Consider the following 24200-nt stretch of genomic DNA (forward strand, 5'->3'; position numbering starts at 1 on the left):
CCGCCGAAGCCTCCGCTTCCGCTTAATCCGCCGCCAAACCCACTGCCTCCCGGCATTCCTCCTCCAAAGCCATCCGAGCCTCTGGCGCTGCTGCCCTGATATTCATAAGTAATATCAATTGCTCCGGCGTTCAGATTCCGGAACTGCTCGGCCACCTCTTCCCTGCCGCCCGTTCCAATGGCTATTACAAGCATAATGGTTGCCGCGCCCACGATGATGCCTGTTGATGTGAGAATGACCTTTGATTTATTGGCAGATAGGTTCAGCCATACAAGGCGCAGTATTTCCGTCAGTTTCATGAATCGCTCACCTTACTTTCAATCAGTACCGTATCTCCTTCTGAAAGCCCTTCCTTGATTTCCACGTTTACGCCATCCGAAAAGCCTGTTATTATCTCCTGTCTGGTAATGCTGCCGTCCGCCTCCTTCTTTTTCACATAGGATTTCCCGTTCTCACGGCTGACGGCCCGGTTGGATACGTAAACCACGGTTTCTGTTTCTTTTGTGATAAAGGTCACCTGCGCTGTCATTCCTTCATACAGTTTGGAGGTTTCCCCTCCTAATTTTACCGTAATTTCCACATAAGCGGTTCCTGTGGAGCTGTTGTAGGCGGATTCCCCGATGGAATCCACCGTGCCGGTAAAATCCTCATCCGGATAGGAAGCGATGTAAACATTGACAGCATCCCCTTCCTTAATATTGGCCAGCTCTGCTTCCTCAACGGATACCGATACGGTTACTTCGTCATAATCATTGAGTACAGCGAGTGAGCTTCCCGTGTTGACCACATCTCCCGCTTCCAGCGGACATTCCGTTATCACTCCGTTGTTTTCCGCCCGGATGGTTCGATCTGCCAGATAGGAATCAAACTCGTTCAGCTTGGAAGCCGCGTCCTCATAATCCTCCTGCGCGTTCTTTGCCTCAAAGCTGCTCAATTCCACGCTTACGTTATAGATCTCCTCTGCGTTTTTATATTTCAGGTTTCTTTTTTCCAGCTGGGCCCGTGCCTCTATGATGCCAAGCTCCAGATCTCTCTGCGCTCCTGTCAGGCTCTTTTTCAGTGCTTCCAGCTCCTTCTGCTTTTCCGCAATGGTGTCGGTGGTATCTTCCACGCTTTCCTCCAGGCCTTCCACAACCTGGGCAGCTTCCTCTCTGGCGTTCTCAGCCGTAATCCAGCCATAGGCATCCGACACCATATCCGTGGTGCTTACCACATATTCTCCGTTTTCCAGAACCTTTTTTTCCATCCCCAAATCCGCCTGGTACTCAGACAGCTGTGTATTCAGTTCGGTAAGCTCAGCCTGCAGCTCCATGATCTGTTCTTCCATCTCTGTCACTGCGTCCTGCAGATCCTGTACGGAATTCTCATATTCCGCATCCGCAAGCGTACCGTAGGCCACATTTGTCTCATAGGCCTGTTTTGCCTCCAGCTCCGTTAACTGCTTCTGCGTCTGTGTTTTCGCCAGGGTCACCTCAGCCTCCGAGACGTCACTGCACAGCTCCTCCCGGATGGAATCCATACTTTCCTGCGTTATTCTGTATAAGGCATCCCCCTGCGCTATTTCCTGGCCCTCCGTTATGAGGACTTCTTCAATTATCAGATTCCGGGTACTTGAACTGCCCGAGCTACCCGAGCTGCCTGCGCCGCTCTGCCCTCCCATTCCCTGAAAAATACCGCCGCCCTGTCCCCAGGAAAACCCATCCGAACTGCTTCCTGTATAAGCGCTCAAATCCAGATCAAAGGTCTGTTCCGTCGTTCCTACCGTCACATTGCCGCTTTCCTCCAGCCCAACCGTAAGCTCTCCGTATTCTGCCTGCACTTCCCTGTATGTGACCTCCTCTTCCTTTTCCGAAGCTAACCACAGTCCTGTCCCCAGGCCTGCCGCCAGTACCAGACAAAGACCGGAAGCAACAAACAGGGGCGCCTTCTTTTCTTTTATCCACGTCATTTTAAGCTTTGCCATATCTGCTTTTCCTCCCTTACGGCATTCCCGGGAAATCCAAATTCATTTCACCCGGGCCTCCCTGAAAATCCCCCATTCCTTCAGGGATGACTTCCTCTCCATCCCCTGCATTTTCCCCGGTTCCCTGCTCCGGCCGGGAACCTCCTGTCTGTTTCAGGCTTTCTTCGCTTTGTCCGGCGCTTACCGTACTCGCTATGTAAACGGTATCTCCTTCCGAAAGCCCGTCTGTAATCTCCGTTTCCGAGCCATTGGAAAATCCGGTCGTTACCGTCTTCAGTTCCATTTCGCCTTCTGCATTTTTTATGTATACACAGGTGCTTCCGTCTTCTCCGGTTACAATCGCCTTTGCCGATACATAGAGCACATCTTCCGCCCTGTCCGTCACAAAGGTGATATCCGCCGTCATTCCGCCGTAAAGCTTCCCGGTATCCCCTTCTATCCTTATGGTTACCGGATAATTTACCGTGGAGGAATAGCTGCTGTCCGCCGTTGTCGTAACAGCGCTGACGATCCCGCTGCAGAGCTCGTCGGGGTAGGCGTTGAATTCGATGTCTACCGTATCTCCCACATTAATATAAGAAATATCCTCCTCCGAAACATCGATGGTTATGGTGTAATCCTCTTCCTTAACATAGGAAAGCATGGCTCCCGTATTCATCAGCCTGTCGCCCGATTCATAGGCCACCTCCGTAATCAGCCCGCTGCCATCCGCATAAACAATACCATCCGTTCCCACAAAGGCTTCAAAATCATCAAGCAGCGACTGCGCTTCCTCCACCGCCGCCTGGGCTTCCTCTACCGTACCTGCCAGGTCATCCACCGTATATCCGTAAATATCGCCGGCCAGGCTGCCATTCAGCACGGCGCTGTCATAGGACTGCTGTGCGGACAGCTGCTCCCGGGAAAGATCCGCCTGGGATTGGTTGATTTGCTCCAGCTTTTCGAGTATCTGCTCCTGATTTTCTTCAATGCCGTCCCTATAGCCCTGCAGTCTGTCGTCCAGCTCCTCAAAGGCTGTTTTTGCATTCTGGAAACTGCTGTAATTGGCAGTATAGGCAGCCACGCTGGAGGCATCCGTTTCCTCCAGCTTCTCCTGCGCCTTTTCGAAGGCGTATTTCAGGTCACTGTAGTCCTCCAGCGTATCTTCATCCGTCAGCTTTTCATTATAATCATTTATTTCCGCTTCCAGCACCTGAATATCACCGTAAAGAAGTTCGATTTCCTGCTGCAGCCGGTTTGTCGTCGCAGCAAGGGACCGGGATGCCGTGTCCGCTTCCGCTTTGGAGGCGCTGTAGGTACTCTTCGCGCTCCGGGCCTGTGTATTATAATCGCTTCTGGCATCCGCAAGTTCCAGCTGCGCTTCAGATTTTGCCTTCTGAAGCTTCCGTCTGACGGCGTCGATGCTGTCCCGGGAAATTTTAAAGAGTGGATCGCCCTCCTTCATCCGCTGTCCCTGCACGGCATAGACCTCCTCTATCTGAAGATAACGGCTTGCTTCCTCATCCTCCCCATCATCGTCGTCCTCCTCCGAATAATTAATTTCCAGCTCATAGTTTATATGGCTCTCCTGCAGGGCAATGCTTCCGCTTTCCATGATCCCCTGGACCAGATTGCCCTTCTGCACCTGGCTTTCCTTATAAATTACAGTGTCCCCATGCAGATTCGGGCGGATGAAAACAGTATATACGCACACGCCGGCCAGCATGAGGAATGCCAGGATTGCAAGCAGCAGCCTGATAACAAATTTTTTACTCGTGTGTTTCTGCTTCATTGACAGCCTCCTCTTCTGCTTCCTGCATCCCGAAATATACGGTTGCCGACAGGTTCTGGGTAAGTTTGCTGATATCTCCGGTCAGTTCTATGGTAACGGAATAATAGATGCTTGATTTACTACCGGACTGGGAGACCGGGTTGATTTTACTCACGGTTCCCCGGAAGGTTCCCTGATCCGCAATCTCCACCACTGCGCTTTCCCCGAGCTCTATGGCTGCAATATCCGACTGGTCCACGGAAGCCGTAACCGTTACGGATGCGGGATTGCTGTAGGCAAGCACCATGCTGCCTCCTGAAAGCTCCATGCCGGCTCTGGCCGCCACCATCATGACCGTGCCGCCGCTCTGCGTATACAGACAGCCATCGCCGACAGTCTCCTCAAATTTCTGCAGATTTTCTTCCGCTTCTTCCTTTTCCTTCAGCGCAACGTTTAACTCTTCTTCGATTTTGCCAAGTTCGGATTCATAGGTTTCCTGCGCCCCGCTGCTTTCCGCCGCAGTGTTTTCCATGTCGCCCTGACTGCTCACCTGCTGCTTGTCGTATGCGATCTGCGCCTCCTCCAGCCGGGTATTCAGCAGCTTCAGATTACTCTGGGCCTGTGCCAGAGAGCTTTCCGCCTTTTTCCTGGCCGCTTCATAATCCTCTACCGCCTGTTCATACAGCCTCTCGTTCTCCTGAACCTCTTCATCCAGCATATTGTAGACGGTCAGCTTGCTGTAATCGTTTTCCGAAGTAAGGCTGGCGTTCCCGCCCTGGCCGCCGCCCGAGGGCTGCCCCATACCGCCTGCCTGACCCATACCGTCTGCCTGGCCCTCGCCGGCGGACTGCCCGGAAGCGGAATCGGAAACGGAGGTCTGGGCTGCGCCGAAAGAGGAGGCGCTTCCTGCGTTTTCGGTTGTCGTACGGTAGTGATCCTCCAGTCCCGGAATATCCCACTCCTCATACAGCTGCATCAGGGAGGAAAAGCTTTTTTCAAATTCCTCCTTCTTCTCTGCCACTTCATAATAAGTATAATAATAATCGCTCTCTATGGATGCCGTATATTCCTCCACCAGCTCCTGGGCTTCTTTTATCTGTTCCTTGCACTCGCTTATTTTATCCGCATATTCCTGAAGCGATTCCTCATAAGTGCAGGATGCATAGGCTCCCCGGGCCAGGCTGGCATCAAGCGTCTGCTTTGCCGTTATTTTTTCCTCCTCACTGTCAAGAAGCTGCTGCCTGTAATCCAGCGCCGCCTGTTTGGCCTTCCGTTCCAGCTCCCTGCGGGCCGCTTGTATGCTCTCCTCCGTCAGCTTAAGTATAGCGGTTCCTTCCGCCGCCTCATCCTGGCTGGACAGAAAAACCTCTTCTATCTCCAGCTTTGTTTCTATGTAATCCAAATCAAAGCTTTCCTCCTGCATTCCCACCGATGTGCTTCCGCTGGCAGAAATCACATTTTCACCAAGACCGGGCAGCCTGCCCGGACCTTCCGGCTGCCCTGCTTCTTCCTTCCCCGTACTTTTTACAAGTAAAAAAATAACACCGCCAAATATCGCCAGTGCCAATATGGGAACAACTCCCAGCGCTATTTTCTTTTTTCTCTCCAGGCTCCGCAGCTTTCCGCCAGTCTTCATCTGACTCCTCCTCAAACGTTTTCCAATCCGAAAATAAACAATCTGTTCCAAATAATTAACATGTTAATTATTTTTAAATTCTATCGGTAAAATGTTTCCAATCTTTGTTTAAATTGTGAAAAGTCTGTGTTTTCCTGAAAAATTAGCCAAAAATGACTGATGCCAAATGCAGCGGAATCATATATACTGTGAATGGGGATTTTTCCTCATCGAAAATTATTATCATTCAGACAGGTGCTTAGAATATGAAAAGAACAATAATTTACCATATTAATGCGGAGGAAGACGGGCTCACCATCGGTCAATTCTTAAAGCGGAAAAAATATTCGGGTCAGAACCTCACGCAGCTGAAAAAACGGGAGCAGGGTATCCTGCTGAACAGTAAACCGGCCTATGTTATCCACAAATTAGCGGAAGGAGATACGCTTACAATCAACATCCTGGAGGAAGAAATCTCAGAAAAAATCCCTCCGGTCCCCCTCCCTGTGCATATCGTTTATGAGGATGAAGATCTGATGGTACTGGACAAGCCTGCCGATATGCCCATCCACCCTTCTATGAAAAATTATGAAAATTCCCTTGCCAACGGGCTGGCCTGGTACTTTGCCTCGCAGAATATTCCTTTTGTATTCCGCTGCATCAACCGGCTGGATCGGGATACTACCGGTCTTACCATCATCGCAAAGCATATGGTAAGCGGCGGCATTCTTTCCGTCATGGCCGCCCGCAGGGAAATCAGCAGAGAATACCTGGCTATTGTAAGCGGTACCGGAATGCCTCCTGAGGGCACTGTGGATGCGCCTTTAGGCAGGAAGCCGGGCTCCGCCATTGAGCGTATGGTTGATTTTGAGCATGGGGAACGCGCTGTCACACACTACCGGGTATTGCAGGAAAAAAACGGGTGCTCCCTTATCTCCCTTCACCTGGAGACAGGGCGCACCCATCAGATCCGCGTGCATATGAAATATCTGGGATATCCCTTAATCGGGGACTTTCTCTATTATCCTGACAAAACCCTCATCAGCCGGCAGGCGCTCCATTCCTGCCGCCTGGAATTCAGCCATCCCATCACAGGGCAGCCTATGGTTTTCACCTCGCCGCTTCCGGAGGATATGCAGCAGGTGCTCCGTTAAGCCGGATACCGAAAAAAGCTTCCAGATTTCCGTCCTGTGACAGTTAAGGCTGCTGCTAAATGTGCAGCCCGAACCGATTTCTGCACAGCAAAAGCCCGGCAGCGGACTGCCGGGGCTTCTTGTTAAACCTATTCTGTTTTCCTGTCTCAATCAGTCGTCACAACCGCAGCTATTCCCCTCGGAAAAAGTAGGGAAAGGTCTGGGAAGCGGCTCCGTTCTCGGTCTGGGCTCCGGCCTGGGAAGCGGGGGCTCCGGTCTCACATCCGCACAAGGACAGACAGGCCTGACCTCCGGGCAGGGAGCTACATTTCCCATATTGCCTCTTTCGCAGCCACAGCCATCCTGAGATCCGCCGCGCTGGCAGCCGCTCCTGCAGCTGTTGTTATTCCGGCAGCCGCAGCCGCCATGACATCCGTCGTTGTTCTGACCGCCGCCGTTTCCGTTATTGCAGCAGCAGCATAAGAGTAGTAATAAGCATAAACAGTTCATATTCTCATCTCCTTTACACTACTATATGTAAAAGGAGAGATTTGGTTCCACCGCTTTTACTTCCTTCTGCCCAGAAGCTCTTTTCTTACATAGGAAAAGGTCTTCTTTTCTCCCTGCTGCGCCAGCATGGTCAGAAGCTTCAGCAGCAGCTTACGCGTATTTTCATGCATGATGGGAATCTCTTTCGCGGACTGAAAATACAGCAGGGGATCCTCATCCCGGTATTTATCACCCCGGTATACCTTGGAGGCGGCAATCCTGTCCATGAGCATTTCCGCCACATATTTTACAGGCATCTCCACCGGCGCAATGCCGCCGGGCACATCCCTTGTGCTGTAGTCAATCCAGTATTCGTAATGGTGCCTGTTCCTACCTTTATGATGAAGCCAGGCGCTGGAATAGCCCTTCTCCTCACGCTCCGCGTTGTTGGGGCTTCTGTCCCCCTGGAAATACCTGGCCCCGATAAGGAATTCCGAAGGCTCATACTTGGAAAGGTCATGCGTCAGCCCCTGCCTGTACAGCCCCACGGCAAAACAACCCTTCATCACCAGATATTTATGGCGCGTAATCGTCTTAAAATGCTTCCATGCCCTGACTATAATATTGCCTGCTGCCTTCTTACCTTCTGTCACTTCTTTTTTCGTCCTGCCTTCTGTTTTTCTTTCTCCGTTTTCTCTCTGCTTTCCAGAATCTGTACGGAGCGCCCTTTGACAGCCGCTGTTTTACCGTTTTCATCCTGTACGCCGTTCTCTTTCGCAGCCGTGTCCAGGACCCTGGTCCATTTCAGGCCTGCCGGAAGAGAGGGCAGAGCAAAATCGTGTTCTTCCCAATGCATATTATATGCAATATAAATGAAATTGTCATCGTTTTTCCTGTCCGTTTTGGCGTAGCAGCCGCAGTACATCAGTCCGGCCTGCCGGCTCAAATTGTCCGCCTTCAGCTTCCATGCTTCTTCGCCGTGATAGGACAGATCCGGATAACCGCAGGCAATATAATCCATCATGGCAAGCTCGTCCGGCCGGTGCAGCACAGGATGCTTTTTCCGGTAGGCAATTGCCTGCTTAACAAAACTGAAAAATTCCTGATTTGTCTCCTGCAGGCGCCAGTTCAGCCAGCTGACCCCATTGTCCTGGCAGTAGGGGTTATTATTGCCTCCATGGCTGAAACCGAACTCATCTCCGCTGACTATCATGGGAGTTCCCTGGGAGGTGAGCAAAAGCAGCATGGCATTTTTCATCTGCCTCCCTCTCAGCTCCTGTACGGATTTCTTTCTGGTCCTGCCCTCAAAACCGCAGTTCCAGCTCACGTTATAATTTTCCCCGTCCCTGTTTTCCTCGCCGTTGTCTTCGTTATGCTTTCTGTCATAGGAAACCAGATCCGCCAGGGTGAAGCCGGAATAGTTGGTCACATAATTAATCACGCCTGTCTGCCTGGGATTCTTACGCAGACTACCCAGGGCTGGCAGCAGGGAACCCTCGTCGCTTTTCAGGAAATGGCGGACCGCATACATAAAATCGTCATTATAAACCGCCAAATTCTTATAGGCGGGAATATCGCTGTTATCATAAATTTCATCACAGGAAAAATCGGTATAAAAAAGCTTGGTATTGCCCAGCATAGGCTCCGTGGCCAGAAGCGCCGTGGGGATATGGACTCCCAGCAGATGGAAGCCATCCACATGGCAGCTGAACACCCAGTATTTGATAACCTCAAGAATATATGCCCTCTTTACATCCACAGGAAAATAGAACTGCATGATTACCTCAATCCCGTTCTGATGCAGCTTCTTCACCATGTCCTTAAATTCCTCCGCCGGGCAGTCGGAGCTGGAATAGGACATTTTGGGTGCAAAATAGTATCCCTTTTTATACCCCCAGTAATTGATCCGGGGCGCTTCCTCTTCCCCTGCGGGTAAATCCCTGTAGTGGTTCACCGCATCCTCCATGCTCATTTCCCTGCATTCCGGCTTTTCCAGCTCCAAAAACTCATAGGAGGGCATCAGTTCTACAGCAGTGATTCCAAGCTCCTTCAGATAAGGGATTTTCTCCACGATACCGGCAAAGGTTCCCTTATGCTCCACTCCTGAGGAGGCATGCCTGGTAAAGCCCCGGGGATGCACAAGATAAAGAATGGTTTCCGACAGCGGGGTCATAAGCGGTGCATCGTTCTCCCAGTCATAGGTATGCCTGCTGAAGCCTCCGCGGAGCTTTGGATCCGTCTGACGGCCCCAGCGCTCGTTCCCGTATATGACGTCCGCATAGGGATCGGTTATAATCTCCTCTCCCGCATAAAAATTATACTGGAATTTCGTATCCGCCAGGCCCTCCGCCTGCATACAGTAAATGTTGCCTATTCTGTTTTTTTCTGTGAAGGGAATACGCACAGGCTTTCCCGCCGCATGCAGATAAAGAAGGACACCGCATTCCTCCCTGGTATGAAGTGCGGCCGCAAAATTAACCTTTCCGTCATTCGTCAGGGACACCCCCATGGGATAAGGCGTTCCGGGGAGAATTTTGAGTTCATGTCTTGATGTCATATGGTTTATCTCCTGTCTTAATCTTGTGAAGGCCGGCAACAGTGCGTCGGCCAAGCCTAAAAAAGACTGGCTTTGATAATGGGAAGGGCAGAGTCCTGCAAAATATTCCCGGCTCTGCCTTTGTCGTTTATTATACCACACCTTCCCCTCTCTTACCAGTTTATCTTGCATCCGCACATAACATCGGTTAGAATAGGAATAGCAACACAGGATCCTGTGAAAAGGAATAATGGAGGATGATTCATGAGCGAAGATAATGCAAAGATGCCTGCGGGTGAGCCTGAAGAGGAAATGAGCGTGGAACTGGAGCTGGAGGACGGCACTCTTGTGAATTGTGCGGTAATTACAATTCTGGATGTGGCGGAAAAGAGCTACATTGTGCTGCTTCCGCTGGATGAAAGCGGACAGAATGAGGACGGAGAGGTTTGGTTCTACGGATATTCGGAAAACGAAGAGAATCCTGACGAAGAACCGGAGCTGCGTTATATTGAGGACGATGATGAGTATGAAATGGTAGCGGATGCTTTTGATGAGTATCTGGATAACTGTGAATTTGATGAGCTTATCGATCCGGAAAAATAAACATCGGCTCATCGCGCATCGTATTTTTATGGCCGGATGTGCGTAACGGTCCTTATGTGCGTAACGGTCTGCTTGTATGAACCGTTACTGAAGGACAGGCTGTCTGACAAGATCTGTGAGGAACCGGGAGAGGAATCCCGGTTCCTCTTTCGTTCCGGCGACATAGGTTAATGTCAGCCTTTTCCTGGCACGGGTCATGGCCACATAGAGCATGCGGCGCTCCTCTTCCACCGTCTCGTCCTTCATGCTCTTCCTGTGGGGAATTATGCCTTCATTACAGTCAGGGATATAAACGGTATCAAATTCCAGTCCCTTGGAGGCGTGCATGGTAAGCAGGGATACGCCCTCCCTGCTGTCGGGATCACTGCCGGCCTTTTCCAGTTCTTTTTCATAAAGGGCGATATGCTCCTTTAACTGTTCCAGACTGCGAAACTGTCTGACCTGCTTCTGGAACCATTCCGCTTCCTTCAACAGTTCATTTTTATCCGTTCCCTTCTCCGCCGCAGTTCTTACCAGATATTCGTCATACCCCATTCCCCTGCGTATGTAGTTGACTGCCGCGTATAAATCCATCCTTTTAAGACGCTCCAGATCCATCTGGAATTTCCGGAGGATTTCCCTCATATACGGTTTTTCTGAATAAAAATCTAACAATTCTTCAAAATCCACCGTTTCGCCGTTCACTGCGCTGCGGCTGATATACCGCGACGGGCGGTTCATGATGCGGTAAAAATCCTTCCGCTTCCTGCCTTCCAGGGCAAAGGAAAGATAGGAAAGGATATCCTGCGCCGCCATTTGTCTGTAAGGGCTTTTCAGCTTTTCCTTCATACGGAAGGGAATTCCTTTTTCCGTCAGTTTCTCCGCCATAGCCGCTGCATCCTGGTTGGTACGGTAAATTACCGCTGTTTCGTTAAAGCCTTCCGGAAAACGGGCGATTTCGGTTGCAATGCTCTCATTTTCCTCATCTCTTGTGGAATAGCCCCGGTAAAGCACCGGCTCCCCGGAAGGGCTTACCGCCTGCGCCTTTTTTATAAAACGGCTTTTATTTGCGGCAATAAGCCGTCCTGCAGCCGCTACAATTTCCGGCGTGCTGCGGTAATTTTGTGTGAGCTCCACGATACCTGCCTGCGGATAATCCTGCCTGAAGCCCAGCATGATTTCCGGCCTCGCGCCGCGGAAGGCATAAATTGACTGGTCGTCGTCTCCTACGATAAACAGGTTGTTTTCAGGCTGCGCAAGCAGGCGCAGCACCTCATACTGCATGGGATTGATATCCTGGAATTCATCCACCAGAATGTAGCGGAATTTCTGCTGCCAGGCCTTCCGTACGTCCGGCCGGGATACAAGCAGATCACGGCATCTTAAAACCATGTCATCAAAGTCCAGCTTTTCCTCCCGGCGCAGAGCCTCATCATAGGATCGGTAAAGCCGGGCAAATTCCTCCCGGCTGATCAGGCCGCATTCCGGATCCCTGTTTTCCGGCGGGCAGCCGTCGTTTTTAAACCGGCTGATTTCACCCAGCAGGCTGTCAATTGTCTCCTCCTCGTCCGTACAGGTAAAGCCCGGTCTTTGCAGGATAGTTTTCAATAATTCTCTTTTTTCGTAATCGGATATAATATTACCGGATCGGTAATGACAGGATGTTTTCAGAATATGGTAATAGACTGCGTGGAAGGTTCCGAAATTCACCGGCCAGGCCCTGCCTGCCGTCTTCTGCCGGAACCGCTGCTTCATTTCCCTTGCGGCAGCTTTGGTAAAGGTAATCACAAGAATGGACGCCGGATCCACATTACTTTTTTCTATCAGATGAAGAATACGCTGGATAATTGTATAAGTTTTTCCGGAACCGGGCCCCGCCAGTACAAGCAGGGCTCCGTTCTCGTGCTTTATGGCCGTCATCTGGCCTAAGTTGACTGAATTTTTACCGGAATCAGGCATCTTTAAGCTTCTCAATGCCCACACGGATACGGGCAAGAGACTCTTCCTTTCCAAGGACTTCCATGATTTCCGTTGCGCCCGCAGGCGTCATCTGCTTTCCGGAAACCGCGGTGCGCACCGGCCACATAACATAGCCGTTTTTACAGCCTTTTTTCTCCACATAGGCTACCAGCGTCTGGTACAGCGCATCATTGCTGTAGTCCTCCTGTGCTTCCAGGATGGGAAGCAGCTCCGTCAGGACCTCCAGGGAGCTTTCCGTATTTGTCTTCATCTTTTTGTGCGTATACATGGCTGCGTCGTATTCCGGCAGCGTTTCAAAGAAATCCACCATCTCTTCGATTTCCGGGAAGGTTTCAATTCTCGTTTTTACCATTTCGGCAATTTTCTTCAGATTTACATCCCTGGTCAGCGCTTTTTTCAGATAAGGCTCGGCCAGGCCGTAAAAACGGTCGAAATCCATGGCCTTAATGTACTCCCCGTTCATCCATTTAAGCTTGGTATAGTCGAATACGGCAGGGGACTTGGACATATGGCGGTAGTCAAATTCCTTCGTCAGCTCCTCCAGGGAGAAAATTTCCTCATTATTTTCAGGGCTCCAGCCAAGAAGGGCCACAAAGTTCACGATAGCTTCCGTTAAAAAGCCCTGCTCCACCAGATCCTCATAGGAGGAATGGCCGCAGCGTTTGGACAGCTTATGGTGCTCTTCATCCGTAATCAGCGGACAGTGTACATAAACAGGCACCTCCCAGCCAAAGGCTTCATAAAGGCGGTTATATTTCGGGGAAGAGGAAAGGTATTCATTACCTCTCACCACGTGGGTGATTCCCATGAGATGGTCGTCTACCACGTTGGCAAAATTATAAGTAGGATAGCCGTCGGATTTAATCAGAATCATATCGTCAAGCTCTGCATTATCAACCGTAATGTCCCCGTAAATCTCATCATGGAAGGTTGTGGTGCCTTCCGTGGGATTGTTCTGGCGGATAACATAGGGAACGCCCGCCGCAAGCTTTGCTTCCACCTCTTCCCTGGAAAGCTGCAGGCAGTGCTTGTCATATACATTGATTTCCTTGCCCGCCACAGTACGGGTCAGCGTGGCCAGCCTGTCCTTATCGCAGAAGCAGTAATAGGCCTCGCCCTTCTCAACCAGCTGTTTCGCATACTCCAGATAAATGCCCTGCGCCTGGCGCTCACTCTGTACATAGGGGCCGACCCCGCCGTCCTTGTCCGGTCCTTCATCATGCTTCAGGCCGGTTTTCTCCAGGGTCCTGTAGATAATATCCACAGCGCCCTCCACATAACGTTCCTGATCCGTATCCTCGATGCGGAGGATGAAATCCCCTCCTTCATGTTTGGCAATCAGATAGGCGTACAGCGCGGTACGCAGGTTTCCCACATGCATACGTCCTGTGGGGCTTGGTGCAAAACGGGTTCTTATTTTTGTCACTTTTTTATCCTTCGCTTTCTTTCTTATTTGTAACTTCCGGAATCTTCTTTTCCGCCGCCATTTTAAAGGCATTGACCTCCTTCATGGCCTGTGGTATCGCAATGTTGGTTCCGGCCCCGGCAATACAGCCTCCGGGACAGGCCATCCCCTCGATCAGGCAGCCGTTCTTCTTGCCCGCCTTGGCGAGCATCAGCATCTTCCGGCATTCCGCCAGGCTCTCCGCATGCTCGATATTCACCTCCACGTCGGGATAATATTCCCGGATGCAGGCCTCAATCGCGCTGGCAACACCGCCCGCCACGCCGTAGCCGCGGCCCGCGCCGGTGGCATCCGCCATAGTATCCTCCGGTTCCACGCCTTTTAATTCAATGCCCTTTGCATCGAACATACCTGCCAGCTCTTCAAAGGTGATGACGAAATCCACGTCGGAACGCACACTCTTTCTTGAAGCCTCCAGCTTTTTGGAAGCGCAGGGGCCTATAAATACTACGGAAGCATCCGGATGGTCTTCTTTGATTTTGCGCGCTGTTGCCACCATGGGCGTGAGCGCATTGGAAATATTGTCAATGGTCTCCGGGAAAAATTTCTTTGCCAGCACAGACCAGGAAGGGCAGCAGGAGGTGAGCAGAAACGGCAGCTCTCCGGTGGCAACCGCATGCACGTAGTGCTCGGCTTCCGCGGCCGCACCCATATCAGCGCCGATGGCCGTCTCATATACGTCCGCAAAACCCAGTTGCTTCAGCGCCGTCTTAATCATGTCAGGCGTTACGCCGGGGCCGAACTGGCCTACAAAAGCGGGCGCTACCTGGGCAATGATCTTCCTTCCGGAACGGATGGCCTTAATCAGCTGGAAAATCTGGGATTTATCAGCAATCGCGCCGAAGGGGCAGTTCACCATGCACTGACCGCAGGAAACGCATTTCTGCTCGTTGATTACCGCTCTTTTCTGGGAATCGCTTTCAATCGCATTCACGCCGCAGGCTGCCGCACAGGGTCGCACCTGATGACTGATTGCATCATAGGGGCAGATAGCCTTGCATTTACCGCACCGGATACATTTTTCCGGATCGATATGGGACTTGCCGTCCACCATGGAGACAGCCTCCTTGGGACAGACCTCCCTGCAGGGATGCGCCATACAGCCCATACATTTATCAGTGACCACATAGCGGTTTTCCGGACAGGCATTGCATGCGGAGGGAATGACCTGTACAAGCGGCGGTTCATAGTACTTCTGATCAATATTGCTTTCATCCAGCCCCTGCGTCAGATGCACCGGCACGTTTTCCGGCCGCAGGGAAAGCCCCATGGCCATACGGATCCGTTCCGTCACTACCGCTCTCTCCCGGTAAATACTGTCCCTGTAGGCCGGCGCGTCGGCGCCCACAATACTGTACGGCAACGCCTCCACATCATCCTTCAGGTTCTCCGATGTATATGCCAGATTGGCAACTTCCTTAAACACACGCCTGCGGATTTGTCTTACCTGAGTGTCAATTCCTCTCACCTGCAACCTCCATTCCTGTCAGCCTGTTTTTCCCGTCACCTGAATTTCACAGGTGTTACTCACAGGCACCGTTGTTTTACATCATTTCCATCTTTTCCTATTCTTACACAAAAAGCCTGCTAAATCAAGAGATTTTTCCCTCGTGATTCACTGTCCGGATAATTTTGTGTGAATTGTTAATTGACTTTTTAACAGACATAAAGTATCATCATAATAGTCTTATTTTTTTGTGCATTCGCACATTCTGGCAGTTTCTGCCGCAAAATCACATTTTTATAAAATGGCAGGAACACCAGGCGTCATCTTTTTCTTTCAAGCTCCGCGTTCCTGCCCTCAAAAGGAGGTACAATGAGAAAAAGGACGCTGATCGCCGAAGAACTTGACGCAGCCGGCATCAAAGTACAGTACGATGAACATGTAAAAAGAATCCTGAGCAGCAGGCAGGTTCTGGCCCGTATCCTGCAGGGCGCCGTTAGCGAATATGCAGGCTGCTGTGCGGAAGAAATCACGGAATGGATTGAGCCGGGAATTGAAGTCTCCAGGGTGCCGGTAAAGCCTGGAGGAAAGAGAGAAAATGAGCTTTTAATCACAGGTGACAACACGGAAAGCAAGATCCCCGAAGAGGGAAGCCTCACCTATGACATCCGGTTCCGCGCCCTGCTTCCCGGGCAAAGTAAGCCTGCCGCGGTAAAGCTGCTGCTTAATGTGGAAGCACAGAAGAAATTTTATCAGAAATACCACATTGTTACCAGAGGAATCTTCTATGGTGCAAGGATGCTGTCGGAGCAGCTGGACAGAGAATTTACGGCTTCCGATTATGACGAACTGAAGAAGGTATACAGTATCTGGATATGCATGAACGCCCCGAAGCATATAGGAAATGCCATGTCGGAATACCGGATTGCCAAACAGGATCTTATCGGCGCAATCCCGGAACAGCAGACAAACTATGACAAGCTGTCGGTTGTCATTATCTGCCTGAATGAAGAGGCGCCGGAAGGTAATTGCGCAAAGCTGCATGGATTTCTGAATACACTGCTGTCTCCTGCTATGGATGCAGCGGAAAAAGAAAGATTACTGGCAGAAAATTATGGCCTGGTTATGGAACAGGAATTGGGAAAGGAGCTGAGGCAGATGTGTAATTTGAGCGAAGCAATAGAAGAAAGAGGAATTAAAAAGGGCTTAAAAAGAGGGCTGAAGCAGGGAAAAGCCCAGGGAAGGGCTCAGGGAATCCAGCTGGCAAAGGCTGTAATCCGCCTGGCCGGCGAGGGAAAGAATGAGGAAGAAATCTCCGCCGCCTGCCATATTACGGTAAACAGCGTTCGTGAAATCCTGTCGGATTAACTGTAGGGCTTCCTTTGCAGGCTGGATAGTCCGCAATTTCAATAAATACAGGGCAAAGCGAGGAAAAATGCTTTGCCCTGTATCCATTGGCGGATACATTAAGACCCCGCCATCCTTCCTATATGAAAAAACTGCCGATCTGGAATACAAGAACGCTTACCAGCCAGGCAAGGCCAATCTGGAAAAGCATGATACCGCCTGTGAACTTCCAGGAACCACTTTCTTTTTTAATGGTTGCCATTGTCGCTACGCAGGGGACGTAAAGCAGGCAGAAAAGCATGAGGCAGAAGGCGTTCAGCCCTCCGAAGGCCGGGTCAAAATGCTGGATATTCTGCACGATGGAGGCCATACCTGCTGCCGAATTCACATTGGAGACGCCAAACAGGACGGAGAAGGAGGAAACCACCACTTCTTTTGCGGAAATACCTGATATCAGTGCAACCGCTATCTGCCACAGCCCTAGGCCGGCAGGCCGCAGGACAGGCACCAAAATCCTTCCCAGCGCCGCGCCGAAGCTTTCCGCAGGATCGGATACCATGCCGTGAATGCCGAAATTCAGGATAAACCAGATAATGATCGAGGCCACAAAAATCGTAGTTCCTGCCTTGGTCAGGTAATCCTTCAGCTTATTCCACACATAGGTTCTTATCGTCCTTGCATTGGGGCGCTTATATTCTGGAAGCTCTATCATCAGAGACTGGTTGATCTTGCCTTTTTCCAGCTTGTGCTGCACCATGGCCACCAGGATGCCCATTACCATTCCGATAACATACATGGAAAAGGCCACCACCATGGCACACTGCGGGAAAAACATTTCCGAAAACAGAACATATATGGGCAGTCTTGCCGAGCAGGACATAAAAGGCGTTATGATCATTGTCCTTCTTCTGTCGTGTTCTGTTTCCAGCGCCCTGGTGGCCATAATTGCAGGAACCGTACAGCCAAAGCCCAGTACCATAGGAAGGAAGGCCCTTCCGGAAAGCCCCACCTTTCCCATAATGCCATCCATAACATAGGCTACCCTTGCCATATAGCCGCTGTCCTCCAGAATGGCAAGCGCCAGGAACAGGATAAAAATATTAGGGACAAAGGTAAGGATACCTCCCACACCCGCTATGATTCCGTCAACAATCAGGGAAATCATCCAGTCAGCCACATGCAGTCCGGTCATTCCCGCTCTCACCAGCTCCGATATGATTCCCAGCGCATATTCCAATCCACCCTTCAGGAAATCGCCAACAAAAAAGGTAAGAAAAAATACCAGCGCCATAATGCACAGGAATACCGGCACGCCCCAAACAGGATGGGTCAGCACCTTATCTATCCGGTCCGTGCTCGCCGCTTTCCTGTCTTTGTAAAAAAGCACTTCCTGGATGACTTTTTCTATATATTCGTATTTCTTTTCCGTGATATCCTTTTCATAGTTGCGATCTACAATGCTTTCCACTTCCAGAGGATGATCCTTTTTTACCTCCTCATCGTTTTCCAGCAGCTTTATGGCATGCCAGCGGACGGAGGAATGATTGGGGTATTTCGACTGCATCCTCTCTTCCAGAAGAGCAAGCTTCTCTTCCACCGCCGGGCCGTAATCCAGAATATCGTTTTTAGGGCCTTCTTCATAGTGATGGACCACCGCATGCATCAGGATATCCAGGCCGGTCCGTTTGGCCGCGGAAACGGGAACCACCGGGATGTCACCCAGCATTTCCGGAAGGCGGTGCATGTCAATTTCCATTCCCCGTTCCTTTACGATATCCATCATGTTAAGGGCAAGGATGACCGGCTTGCCCAATTCCAGCAGCTGAAGCGTCAGGTAAAGGTTACGTTCCAGACAGGATGCATCCACTACATTTACAATGACTTCGATATCATCATCCAGGACACATTTCCTTGTTACTTTTTCCTCTATGGTATAAGAGGTCAGGGAGTAAATGCCGGGGGTATCCACCAGCTTCAATCCATAGCCTTCATACTCCAGCGTGCCTTCGTATTTTTCCACGGTGACGCCGGGCCAGTTGGCCACCTTAAGCTTGGAACCCGTTATCGCATTAAACAGCGTTGTCTTTCCGCAGTTGGGATTTCCCACAAACGCCACATGTACATGGTTATCTCTCTGCATCCTCTTCCACCTCCTCTACTTCGATTCCGGAGGTAATATGTTTTCCCAGGGCCAGCCTGGTTCCCCTCACATAAATTATTAAGGAACCGTTTCTTTTACGGTTCAGAAGCTTTAATCTCGTTCCCTCGATTAAACCCAATGCCTGCAGTCTTCTGGAGATATCTTCTTCTATCTTCATATCTGCCACAAGATACCGGCCGCCTGTCTGCCCTTCATAGAGTGTCATGACTGCTTCGTCCTTCCTCTTTCAGTTGATAACCATTCTCAATTAGGATTATATTCTTATACTCACGGGTTGTCAACTGTAAAAAAAATGGAGGGTTTTAATACCGCCCCGGCTGCGGGTTCTGTGGGGAAGTGATTGGCCTTCGGCCTGTCCGGGGATTTTGTAAGCTGGGATTTTGTAAGCTGGGATTTTGGAGGCCGCAGTGTTGGAGTTTGGGGGTGGGCGTGGTATACTTGGTAATTGGATGCGGATGATGAAAGGATGGTGTGGTTTATGATTTGTAAGGAAGAAATTTCTTTTAATTTTATCCAGAAGGAGCCTTTGACGGGCAGTTATCAGGGGATGCGGTATTATCTGGTGAAAAGCGGGGATTGTATCAGGGCGGTTGTGTATCCGGATAAGTTCTGTTTTGTGAAGACGCCTGAGGAGCAGAAGGTGGTGAAAGAGTTTCCGAATGTGCCGGATTCTGTGGACGAGCTTGTGAGGTGGCTGAATGAACAGCATGAAAGCGGGCGATATTAAGTAGCAAATATCTTTTCCCCTCATACTATAGTATTAAAAAAGTATGTAGTATATGAGAGGAGTTTTATGCAGGAATTTAATGATAACTATGTCGAGAATATCGATGATTTTCCCATAGCTATGGCCTATGTCCCGTGGCAGCGTGAGCCTGTTATCTGCGAGGATCTGGAAGAAGGCTTCCGGTGCGGTACTATCTTTCCTGAATTGATCAAACCCTTTACAGGAAGGAGATGTATATAATGAGCAATCAGAATTGTACTCCCTGTCAGAATGTGGAACAGGAACGCAGCCTGATGAATATCGGTATCGCAAGCTTCGTAGTGGTTGAGCTGACCGAGTATCTGGATACCCATCCTCACGACAGGGAAGCTTTGAATTATTTTAATTATTATAACCGGATGCTGAACAAAATGTCCGCCGAATTCGCGGCTAAGTTTTATCCGTTGAACCTGGCAACCGCTGATTCTTTTAACAAGGAATGGAAATGGGGCATGGCGCCTCTTCCATGGGAAGGGGTGTGAAGCATAGATGTGGAATTATGAAAAAAGACTTCAGTTTCCTATAAAAATTACGGAGCCTAACGCCAAGCTGGCACAGTTCATTATTTCTCAGTATGGCGGGCCCGACGGCGAGCTGAGCGCATCCATGCGTTATCTTTCTCAACGTTATACCATGCCTTATCGCGAAGTGGCCGGGCTGCTTACGGATATCGGCACCGAGGAGCTTGCACATTTTGAAATGATAGGCGCTATCGTTTATCAGCTGACCAAGAATCTCTCCATGGAAGAAATTGAGAACTCTGGTTTTGGTCCTTATTATATCGATCATACCACCGCTCTGTGGCCGCAGGCTGCCGGAGGAATCCCTTTCAATGCCTGCGAGTTCCAGTCCAAGGGCGATATTATTTCCGACCTGACTGAGGATCTGGCTGCCGAACAGAAGGCGCGTACCACTTATGACAACATACTGAGGACTGTCAGGGATCCTGAAGTGGCCGCCCCTATCCGCTTCCTGAGACAGCGTGAGGTTGTTCATTTCCAGAGATTCGGTGAAGCACTCCGTATCGTCCAGGAAAAACTCGACAGCAAAAACTTCTACGCATTCAATCCCGAATTCGATAGATGTAAAAAATAGCCTGGATGGATTGAATGCGTTGCTTTCCAATCCTGAATTCGATAGATGTAAAAAATAACCCTGCATATACAGATGCAGCCAGTGACTCTGAACCTAATATTTTCCTCCTTCCAAAAAGACCCGGCTTCCCGCCGGGTCTTAATCGTTATTGCTGTCTTTTTCACAGTACTGCTCTTATTTTGCCTGCAGATATGTCCGCCAGGGCAAAGCAGCCGTTTTCTATCTGTAGTCTCCCAGGAAAAACAGCGCTATGGTTCCGGGGCCGGAATGGGCGCCGATGGTAGGGCCTACATAATTAATAATGCAGCTTTCAATTCCAAACCGTTCCCTTACCAGGTCACGTACGTATTCCGCATCCTCCTGGGAATCGCCGTGGCTGATGAAAAAGCAGTCGTTTTTGTCCCTGTAGCTGCCAATTCTCTGTTCCATCATATCCACCAGGCTGTGCAGGGATTTCTTCCTGCCGCGGACCTTGCCCACAGCTATGAGGTGGCCTTCGTTGTCCACATGGAGAAGGGGTTTGATGCTTGCCAGCGTGCCTACAATGGCTGTGGCCTTGCTTACTCTTCCGCCCCGGTGAAGGTTGAATAAATCATCCACTGTAAATACATGTACCAGATTAAGCTTGTGGCTTTCCACCCATTCTGCGGTTTCTTCCAGGCTCTTCCCCTGTTTCCTAAGCTCCACGGCCTTGTAGACCAGAAGCCCCTCTCCCAGGGAAGCGCACAGGGTATCCACTACGATAATTTTGCAGTCGTCCCTTTCCGCCATGATTTCCTGCGCCGCCACACAGGCGCTGTTATAGGTGCCGCTCAGGCCGGAGGAAAAGGACATCACCAGGATTTCCCTGCTTTCCTCCAGGTAGCCTTCCAGATATTCTCTGGCGGATTCCGGATTCACCTGGGAAGTAGTTGGCATCATGCCTCCCCGCATCTTATTATAAAAATCTTTGACATCCATTTCCTTGTCAATACCGTAAGATACGCCTTCCACAATATAAGGCAGCACCATTACGCCCAGCTGATTCTGTTCTATGTAGTCCTTCGGCAAATCTGCCGTACTGTCTGTAACAATTTTAAAACCGGCCATCTTCTTCCTCCTCATATCCGATTGCGGATTAATACGCTCGTTTTATTTTAGCACGGTTAGTCGCCGGAAACAAGAAAATATATATGAATGTATTTATATTTTTAGCAAATTCTGAACTTTTTTCTACGTAAGAACAAAAAAATACCTTCTTACGAAGCTGTTTTTACGAACAGGAAAAAAGCAGGCCTCCAGATGTTCTCTTTTCGGCCTGCTCCCATATCCGTATTTTTATTTTTTTTCTTCCCTCACCGGATCCAGGGCGCCCGGAAGGCGCAGGCGGAAAAGGCGTTTTGCCAGCTGCTTTGCATTAAAGGGAAAAAGCGGGTAGACATAGCTCTGATTGGACACCGTGCGGTTGGTAAACATAAAAAGGATGCAGAGTATAATTCCTCCCACATATCCCCAGATTCCGAAAACAGCGGTGAGAATCAGGTTCAGGATACGCATGAATTTCAGTGCATAGCCCAGTTCATAGCTGGACTGCGTATAATTCGCTATCGCCACAAAGGCCATATAAAGCATGACCTCAGAGTTGAACCAGCCGCTGTTGACGGAAAATTCCCCCAGCACCAGGGCCGCCATGACACTCAGCGGGGTGCTGAGCATGTTGGGCGTATTCACCGCGGCCAGCCGCAGGCCGTCAATCGCCAGCTCCAGTATCAAAAACTGCCAGATGAGGGGAATATTCACCGTATCCCTTACCATAATGAATTCAAAGCCCCTTGGTATCAAATCCGGATTCTTCATCAGCAGCAGAAATGTGGGCGTCATCAGGTAGGTAAGCACCGCGATAATAAACCTGGATAATCTCAGATAGGTTCCTGTGATAGGGGGAAAATAGTAGTCGTCCGCTTCCTCCACCACGTCAAAAATAGATGTGGGCATGATCAGTACGGATGGGGAATTGTCCACCAGGATGATAATATTTCCCTCCAGCACCTGAGCCGATGCGGTGTCGGGGCGCTCGGTGAATTTGAATTTCGGAAAAGGATTGTACCATTTCCTGTCATACAGGCACTCCGCAAGGCTTTCCTGGTTCATGGTCAGGGCGTCCACCTGAATGTGTTTAATCCGGTCACGTATTTTTTCCAGGAAGGCATGATCCACCCGGTTGTCCATGTAGCACAGGACAATATCTGTCTTGGAGCTTTTGCCTGCGTGCATCATTTCCATCACCAGCTCGGTGGAACGGATGCGGCGCCGGATAAGCGCGGTATTGAAAACAATGGTTTCCACAAAGCCGTCCTTGGAGCCTCTGAGCACCTTATCCTTCTCCGGCTCCTCCACTCCCCTGGAGGGATAGGTCCTGGAGTCAATGAGGATGCATTTGTCAAAGCCGTCCACAAACAGGGCGAACACGCCGGACATCAGGCTGTAGAGGATTTCCTCCCAGGAGTCCTTCAGATCCACCTCCACATACGGTACAAAGCTTTTGGCCATTTCATGGGCGTCCTTCGGCATATCTTCCGCAGTAATCCCCATAAACTGCTGCAGCAGCTTCTGCATCAGTTCATCCTTGCAGAAGCCGTCGATGAAGTAAATGCAGGCATTTTTCCCGCCCACATGGATTACCCTGTAAACCACGTCGAAATTCTGGTCAGCCTTCAGCTTTTTATTCAGCCAGGTCATATTTGACTCAAGGCCTGTCGCCATTTTTTCCTCAGACATAAGCAAAAAACTCCTTTCCGGACATATAGATATAGTCTGTCCGGAAAGGAGCTCCCTTATGCATTCTTAGTCGTGCTGCCAAAGCCGCCGTTTCTCACGCCGTCCGCCTCGTCATCCTCAGTAATTCCGTATTCCAGGAAGATACCCTGCATAAAGCCCTCGCCTGCCTGAAGCTTCAGCGTCTTTCCCTCATTGGAATCATTGGTGATCTTAGCAAAAATATGGCCTTCGTTGTCGCTGTTGAAATAATCGCTGTCAATAATGCCTACCGTATTATTCAGCTGCAGCCTGTATTTGAAGCCCAGCCCGCTTCTGGGATAAAGGTGCAGCACCCATTCCGGCTGCATGGTTACCCGGATTCCCGTAGGAATCTTTACGGTTTCCCCAGGCTTCAGTTCTATCTGTATAGGCATAAAAAAATCATATCCCGCGCTGCCTCCGGTCGCTCTTGCCGGAAGCTTCAGCGCATCATAAATCTGTGCAATCTGCTCCTGCCCGCATGCCGGAAAGGCATCCTTAAAATCAGCGGTGAACTGCTCCCTGCTCACCTTCATAAATCTGGCTATTCTCCGCATCCTGTCACTCCTTTCTGAAATACCCCGTCTTCCGGTGCATAATCCTGGCAGTGAAGAACGGGAACCGCCGGATTTTCCTGTTTCAGGGAGGCCTGTACATCAATCACTCTCTGATTGGAGCTTCCCTTCCACATCAGCCGCACATCCTTTTTTGCAATTTCAAATTCCCCGTCCACGCAGACATCCACATATTTCATAATGGAATCCCTGTACAGATTCTCCCATACATCCCCGGTATAGAGCCATATGGTTTTATCGGGATATTTTTCCCTGATTTCCTTCATCAGCTGCCGCACATCTCCCTTATTAGCGGGATGCATGGGATCGCCGCCTGAAAAAGTAATTCCTGATATGTAGGATTTATCCAGCTGGCCAAAAATTTCTTCCTTTGCCGCTTTATCAAATGCAAGCCCGCCCTCCGGATCCCAGGTGACAGGATTCTGGCATTCCGGGCAGCAGTGCTCGCAGCCTGCCACCCAGAGGACGACCCGCAGGCCGTCCCCGTTGAGCATATCCTCATGAGTAATGTTATGGTAACGCAT

22 protein-coding genes and 1 pseudogene are annotated in these 24200 nt (G+C 50.2%); 7 read left to right on the forward strand and 16 right to left on the reverse strand.

The window, feature by feature from the left end:
• The 4 genes and pseudogenes from HMPREF1548_RS30505 to HMPREF1548_RS11755 form a co-directional block, all read right to left on the reverse strand.
• Nucleotides 1-299 (reverse strand): annotated as a pseudogene (locus tag HMPREF1548_RS30505) (ABC transporter permease); the annotation flags it as partial.
• A complete protein-coding gene (locus tag HMPREF1548_RS11745) occupies nucleotides 296-1963 on the reverse strand; it encodes an efflux RND transporter periplasmic adaptor subunit (RefSeq protein ID WP_021636334.1) in 1668 nt (555 codons plus the stop codon). The pseudogene HMPREF1548_RS30505 and the gene HMPREF1548_RS11745, both read right to left, overlap by 4 nt.
• Before the next feature lie 16 nt (nucleotides 1964-1979).
• Nucleotides 1980-3734, reverse strand: coding sequence for a permuted SH3 domain-containing protein (locus HMPREF1548_RS11750; RefSeq protein WP_021636335.1), 1755 nt, complete (start codon nucleotides 3732-3734; stop codon nucleotides 1980-1982).
• Nucleotides 3712-5349: an efflux RND transporter periplasmic adaptor subunit gene (locus tag HMPREF1548_RS11755; protein WP_021636336.1), complete on the reverse strand. Its 1638-nt coding sequence runs from the start codon at nucleotides 5347-5349 to the stop codon at nucleotides 3712-3714. Before HMPREF1548_RS11755 ends, HMPREF1548_RS11750 begins: the two co-directional genes overlap by 23 nt.
• A gap of 245 nt (nucleotides 5350-5594) precedes the next feature.
• Between HMPREF1548_RS11755 and HMPREF1548_RS11760 the strand changes: the two genes are divergently transcribed.
• On the forward strand, nucleotides 5595-6482 hold the full coding sequence (locus tag HMPREF1548_RS11760; protein ID WP_021636337.1) for an RluA family pseudouridine synthase: 888 nt from the start codon (nucleotides 5595-5597) through the stop codon (nucleotides 6480-6482).
• 150 nt (nucleotides 6483-6632) lie between these two features.
• Here HMPREF1548_RS11760 and HMPREF1548_RS11765 read toward each other — a convergent pair whose 3' ends face one another.
• Genes HMPREF1548_RS11765 through HMPREF1548_RS11775 form a run of 3 tightly spaced genes read right to left on the reverse strand, consistent with a single transcriptional unit; the run spans nucleotide 6633 to nucleotide 9507 of the window.
• Nucleotides 6633-6971: a hypothetical protein gene (locus HMPREF1548_RS11765; RefSeq protein WP_021636338.1), complete on the reverse strand. Its 339-nt coding sequence runs from the start codon at nucleotides 6969-6971 to the stop codon at nucleotides 6633-6635.
• A 56-nt stretch (nucleotides 6972-7027) separates the two neighbouring features.
• Nucleotides 7028-7603: a DUF5662 family protein gene (locus HMPREF1548_RS11770; protein WP_021636339.1), complete on the reverse strand. Its 576-nt coding sequence runs from the start codon at nucleotides 7601-7603 to the stop codon at nucleotides 7028-7030.
• Entirely contained in the window at nucleotides 7600-9507 is a 1908-nt protein-coding gene (locus tag HMPREF1548_RS11775) for an alpha-amylase family glycosyl hydrolase (protein WP_025491074.1), read from the reverse strand. The genes HMPREF1548_RS11770 and HMPREF1548_RS11775 overlap by 4 nt, the downstream gene beginning before the upstream one ends.
• A gap of 243 nt (nucleotides 9508-9750) precedes the next feature.
• On the opposite strand from HMPREF1548_RS11775, the gene HMPREF1548_RS11780 reads away from it, so the two are divergent.
• On the forward strand, nucleotides 9751-10089 hold the full coding sequence (locus HMPREF1548_RS11780; RefSeq protein ID WP_021636341.1) for a DUF1292 domain-containing protein: 339 nt from the start codon (nucleotides 9751-9753) through the stop codon (nucleotides 10087-10089).
• Between the two features lie 84 nt (nucleotides 10090-10173).
• Here the strand turns inward: HMPREF1548_RS11780 and HMPREF1548_RS11785 are convergent, their stop codons facing one another.
• Genes HMPREF1548_RS11785 through HMPREF1548_RS11795 form a run of 3 tightly spaced genes read right to left on the reverse strand, consistent with a single transcriptional unit; the run spans nucleotide 10174 to nucleotide 14981 of the window.
• Nucleotides 10174-12027 carry an ATP-dependent helicase gene (locus HMPREF1548_RS11785; RefSeq protein WP_021636342.1) on the reverse strand — a complete coding sequence of 618 codons (1854 nt, stop codon included), beginning with the start codon at nucleotides 12025-12027 and terminating at the stop codon, nucleotides 10174-10176.
• Nucleotides 12020-13474, reverse strand: a complete 1455-nt coding sequence (gltX, locus tag HMPREF1548_RS11790) for a glutamate--tRNA ligase (protein ID WP_025491071.1) — start codon at nucleotides 13472-13474, stop codon at nucleotides 12020-12022. The genes HMPREF1548_RS11785 and gltX overlap by 8 nt, the downstream gene beginning before the upstream one ends.
• A 4-nt stretch (nucleotides 13475-13478) precedes the next feature.
• A complete protein-coding gene (locus tag HMPREF1548_RS11795) occupies nucleotides 13479-14981 on the reverse strand; it encodes a 4Fe-4S dicluster domain-containing protein (protein WP_021636344.1) in 1503 nt (500 codons plus the stop codon).
• Nucleotides 14982-15329: 348 nt separating this feature from the next.
• Here HMPREF1548_RS11795 and HMPREF1548_RS11800 point away from each other — a divergent pair, with 348 nt between their 5' ends.
• The gene (locus tag HMPREF1548_RS11800) at nucleotides 15330-16325 is read left to right on the forward strand and encodes a hypothetical protein (protein WP_021636346.1); all 996 of its coding nucleotides are present in this window, start codon (nucleotides 15330-15332) and stop codon (nucleotides 16323-16325) included.
• A 118-nt stretch (nucleotides 16326-16443) separates the two neighbouring features.
• Here HMPREF1548_RS11800 and feoB read toward each other — a convergent pair whose 3' ends face one another.
• A complete protein-coding gene (gene feoB / locus HMPREF1548_RS11805) occupies nucleotides 16444-18444 on the reverse strand; it encodes a ferrous iron transport protein B (protein WP_021636347.1) in 2001 nt (666 codons plus the stop codon).
• On the reverse strand, nucleotides 18431-18670 hold the full coding sequence (locus HMPREF1548_RS11810) for a FeoA family protein (protein WP_021636348.1): 240 nt from the start codon (nucleotides 18668-18670) through the stop codon (nucleotides 18431-18433). Before HMPREF1548_RS11810 ends, feoB begins: the two co-directional genes overlap by 14 nt.
• Before the next feature lie 273 nt (nucleotides 18671-18943).
• Between HMPREF1548_RS11810 and HMPREF1548_RS11815 the strand changes: the two genes are divergently transcribed.
• The 4 genes from HMPREF1548_RS11815 to HMPREF1548_RS11825 all read left to right on the forward strand — a co-directional run bounded on the left by HMPREF1548_RS11815 (nucleotide 18944) and on the right by HMPREF1548_RS11825 (nucleotide 20326).
• Nucleotides 18944-19192, forward strand: a complete 249-nt coding sequence (locus HMPREF1548_RS11815; protein ID WP_025491069.1) for a hypothetical protein — start codon at nucleotides 18944-18946, stop codon at nucleotides 19190-19192.
• Nucleotides 19193-19258: 66 nt separating this feature from the next.
• A complete protein-coding gene (locus HMPREF1548_RS28925) occupies nucleotides 19259-19432 on the forward strand; it encodes a spore coat associated protein CotJA (RefSeq protein WP_021636350.1) in 174 nt (57 codons plus the stop codon).
• Nucleotides 19432-19713: a spore coat protein CotJB gene (locus tag HMPREF1548_RS11820; RefSeq protein WP_021636351.1), complete on the forward strand. Its 282-nt coding sequence runs from the start codon at nucleotides 19432-19434 to the stop codon at nucleotides 19711-19713. The genes HMPREF1548_RS28925 and HMPREF1548_RS11820 overlap by 1 nt, the downstream gene beginning before the upstream one ends.
• 7 nt (nucleotides 19714-19720) lie before the next feature.
• Entirely contained in the window at nucleotides 19721-20326 is a 606-nt protein-coding gene (locus HMPREF1548_RS11825) for a manganese catalase family protein (RefSeq protein WP_021636352.1), read from the forward strand.
• Between the two features lie 219 nt (nucleotides 20327-20545).
• Here HMPREF1548_RS11825 and HMPREF1548_RS11830 read toward each other — a convergent pair whose 3' ends face one another.
• The 4 genes from HMPREF1548_RS11830 to nrdG form a co-directional block, all read right to left on the reverse strand.
• On the reverse strand, nucleotides 20546-21415 hold the full coding sequence (locus HMPREF1548_RS11830; protein WP_035321905.1) for a DegV family protein: 870 nt from the start codon (nucleotides 21413-21415) through the stop codon (nucleotides 20546-20548).
• 228 nt (nucleotides 21416-21643) lie between these two features.
• On the reverse strand, nucleotides 21644-23083 hold the full coding sequence (locus HMPREF1548_RS11835; RefSeq protein ID WP_021636354.1) for a spore germination protein: 1440 nt from the start codon (nucleotides 23081-23083) through the stop codon (nucleotides 21644-21646).
• Between the two features lie 56 nt (nucleotides 23084-23139).
• Entirely contained in the window at nucleotides 23140-23658 is a 519-nt protein-coding gene (locus HMPREF1548_RS11840; RefSeq protein ID WP_021636355.1) for a dCTP deaminase/dUTPase family protein, read from the reverse strand.
• Entirely contained in the window at nucleotides 23646-24200 is a 555-nt protein-coding gene (gene nrdG, locus HMPREF1548_RS11845) for an anaerobic ribonucleoside-triphosphate reductase activating protein (protein WP_021636356.1), read from the reverse strand. The genes HMPREF1548_RS11840 and nrdG overlap by 13 nt, the downstream gene beginning before the upstream one ends.

The organism is Clostridium sp. KLE 1755 (assembly GCF_000466465.2).
GTDB lineage: Bacteria > Bacillota > Clostridia > Lachnospirales > Lachnospiraceae > Eisenbergiella > Eisenbergiella porci.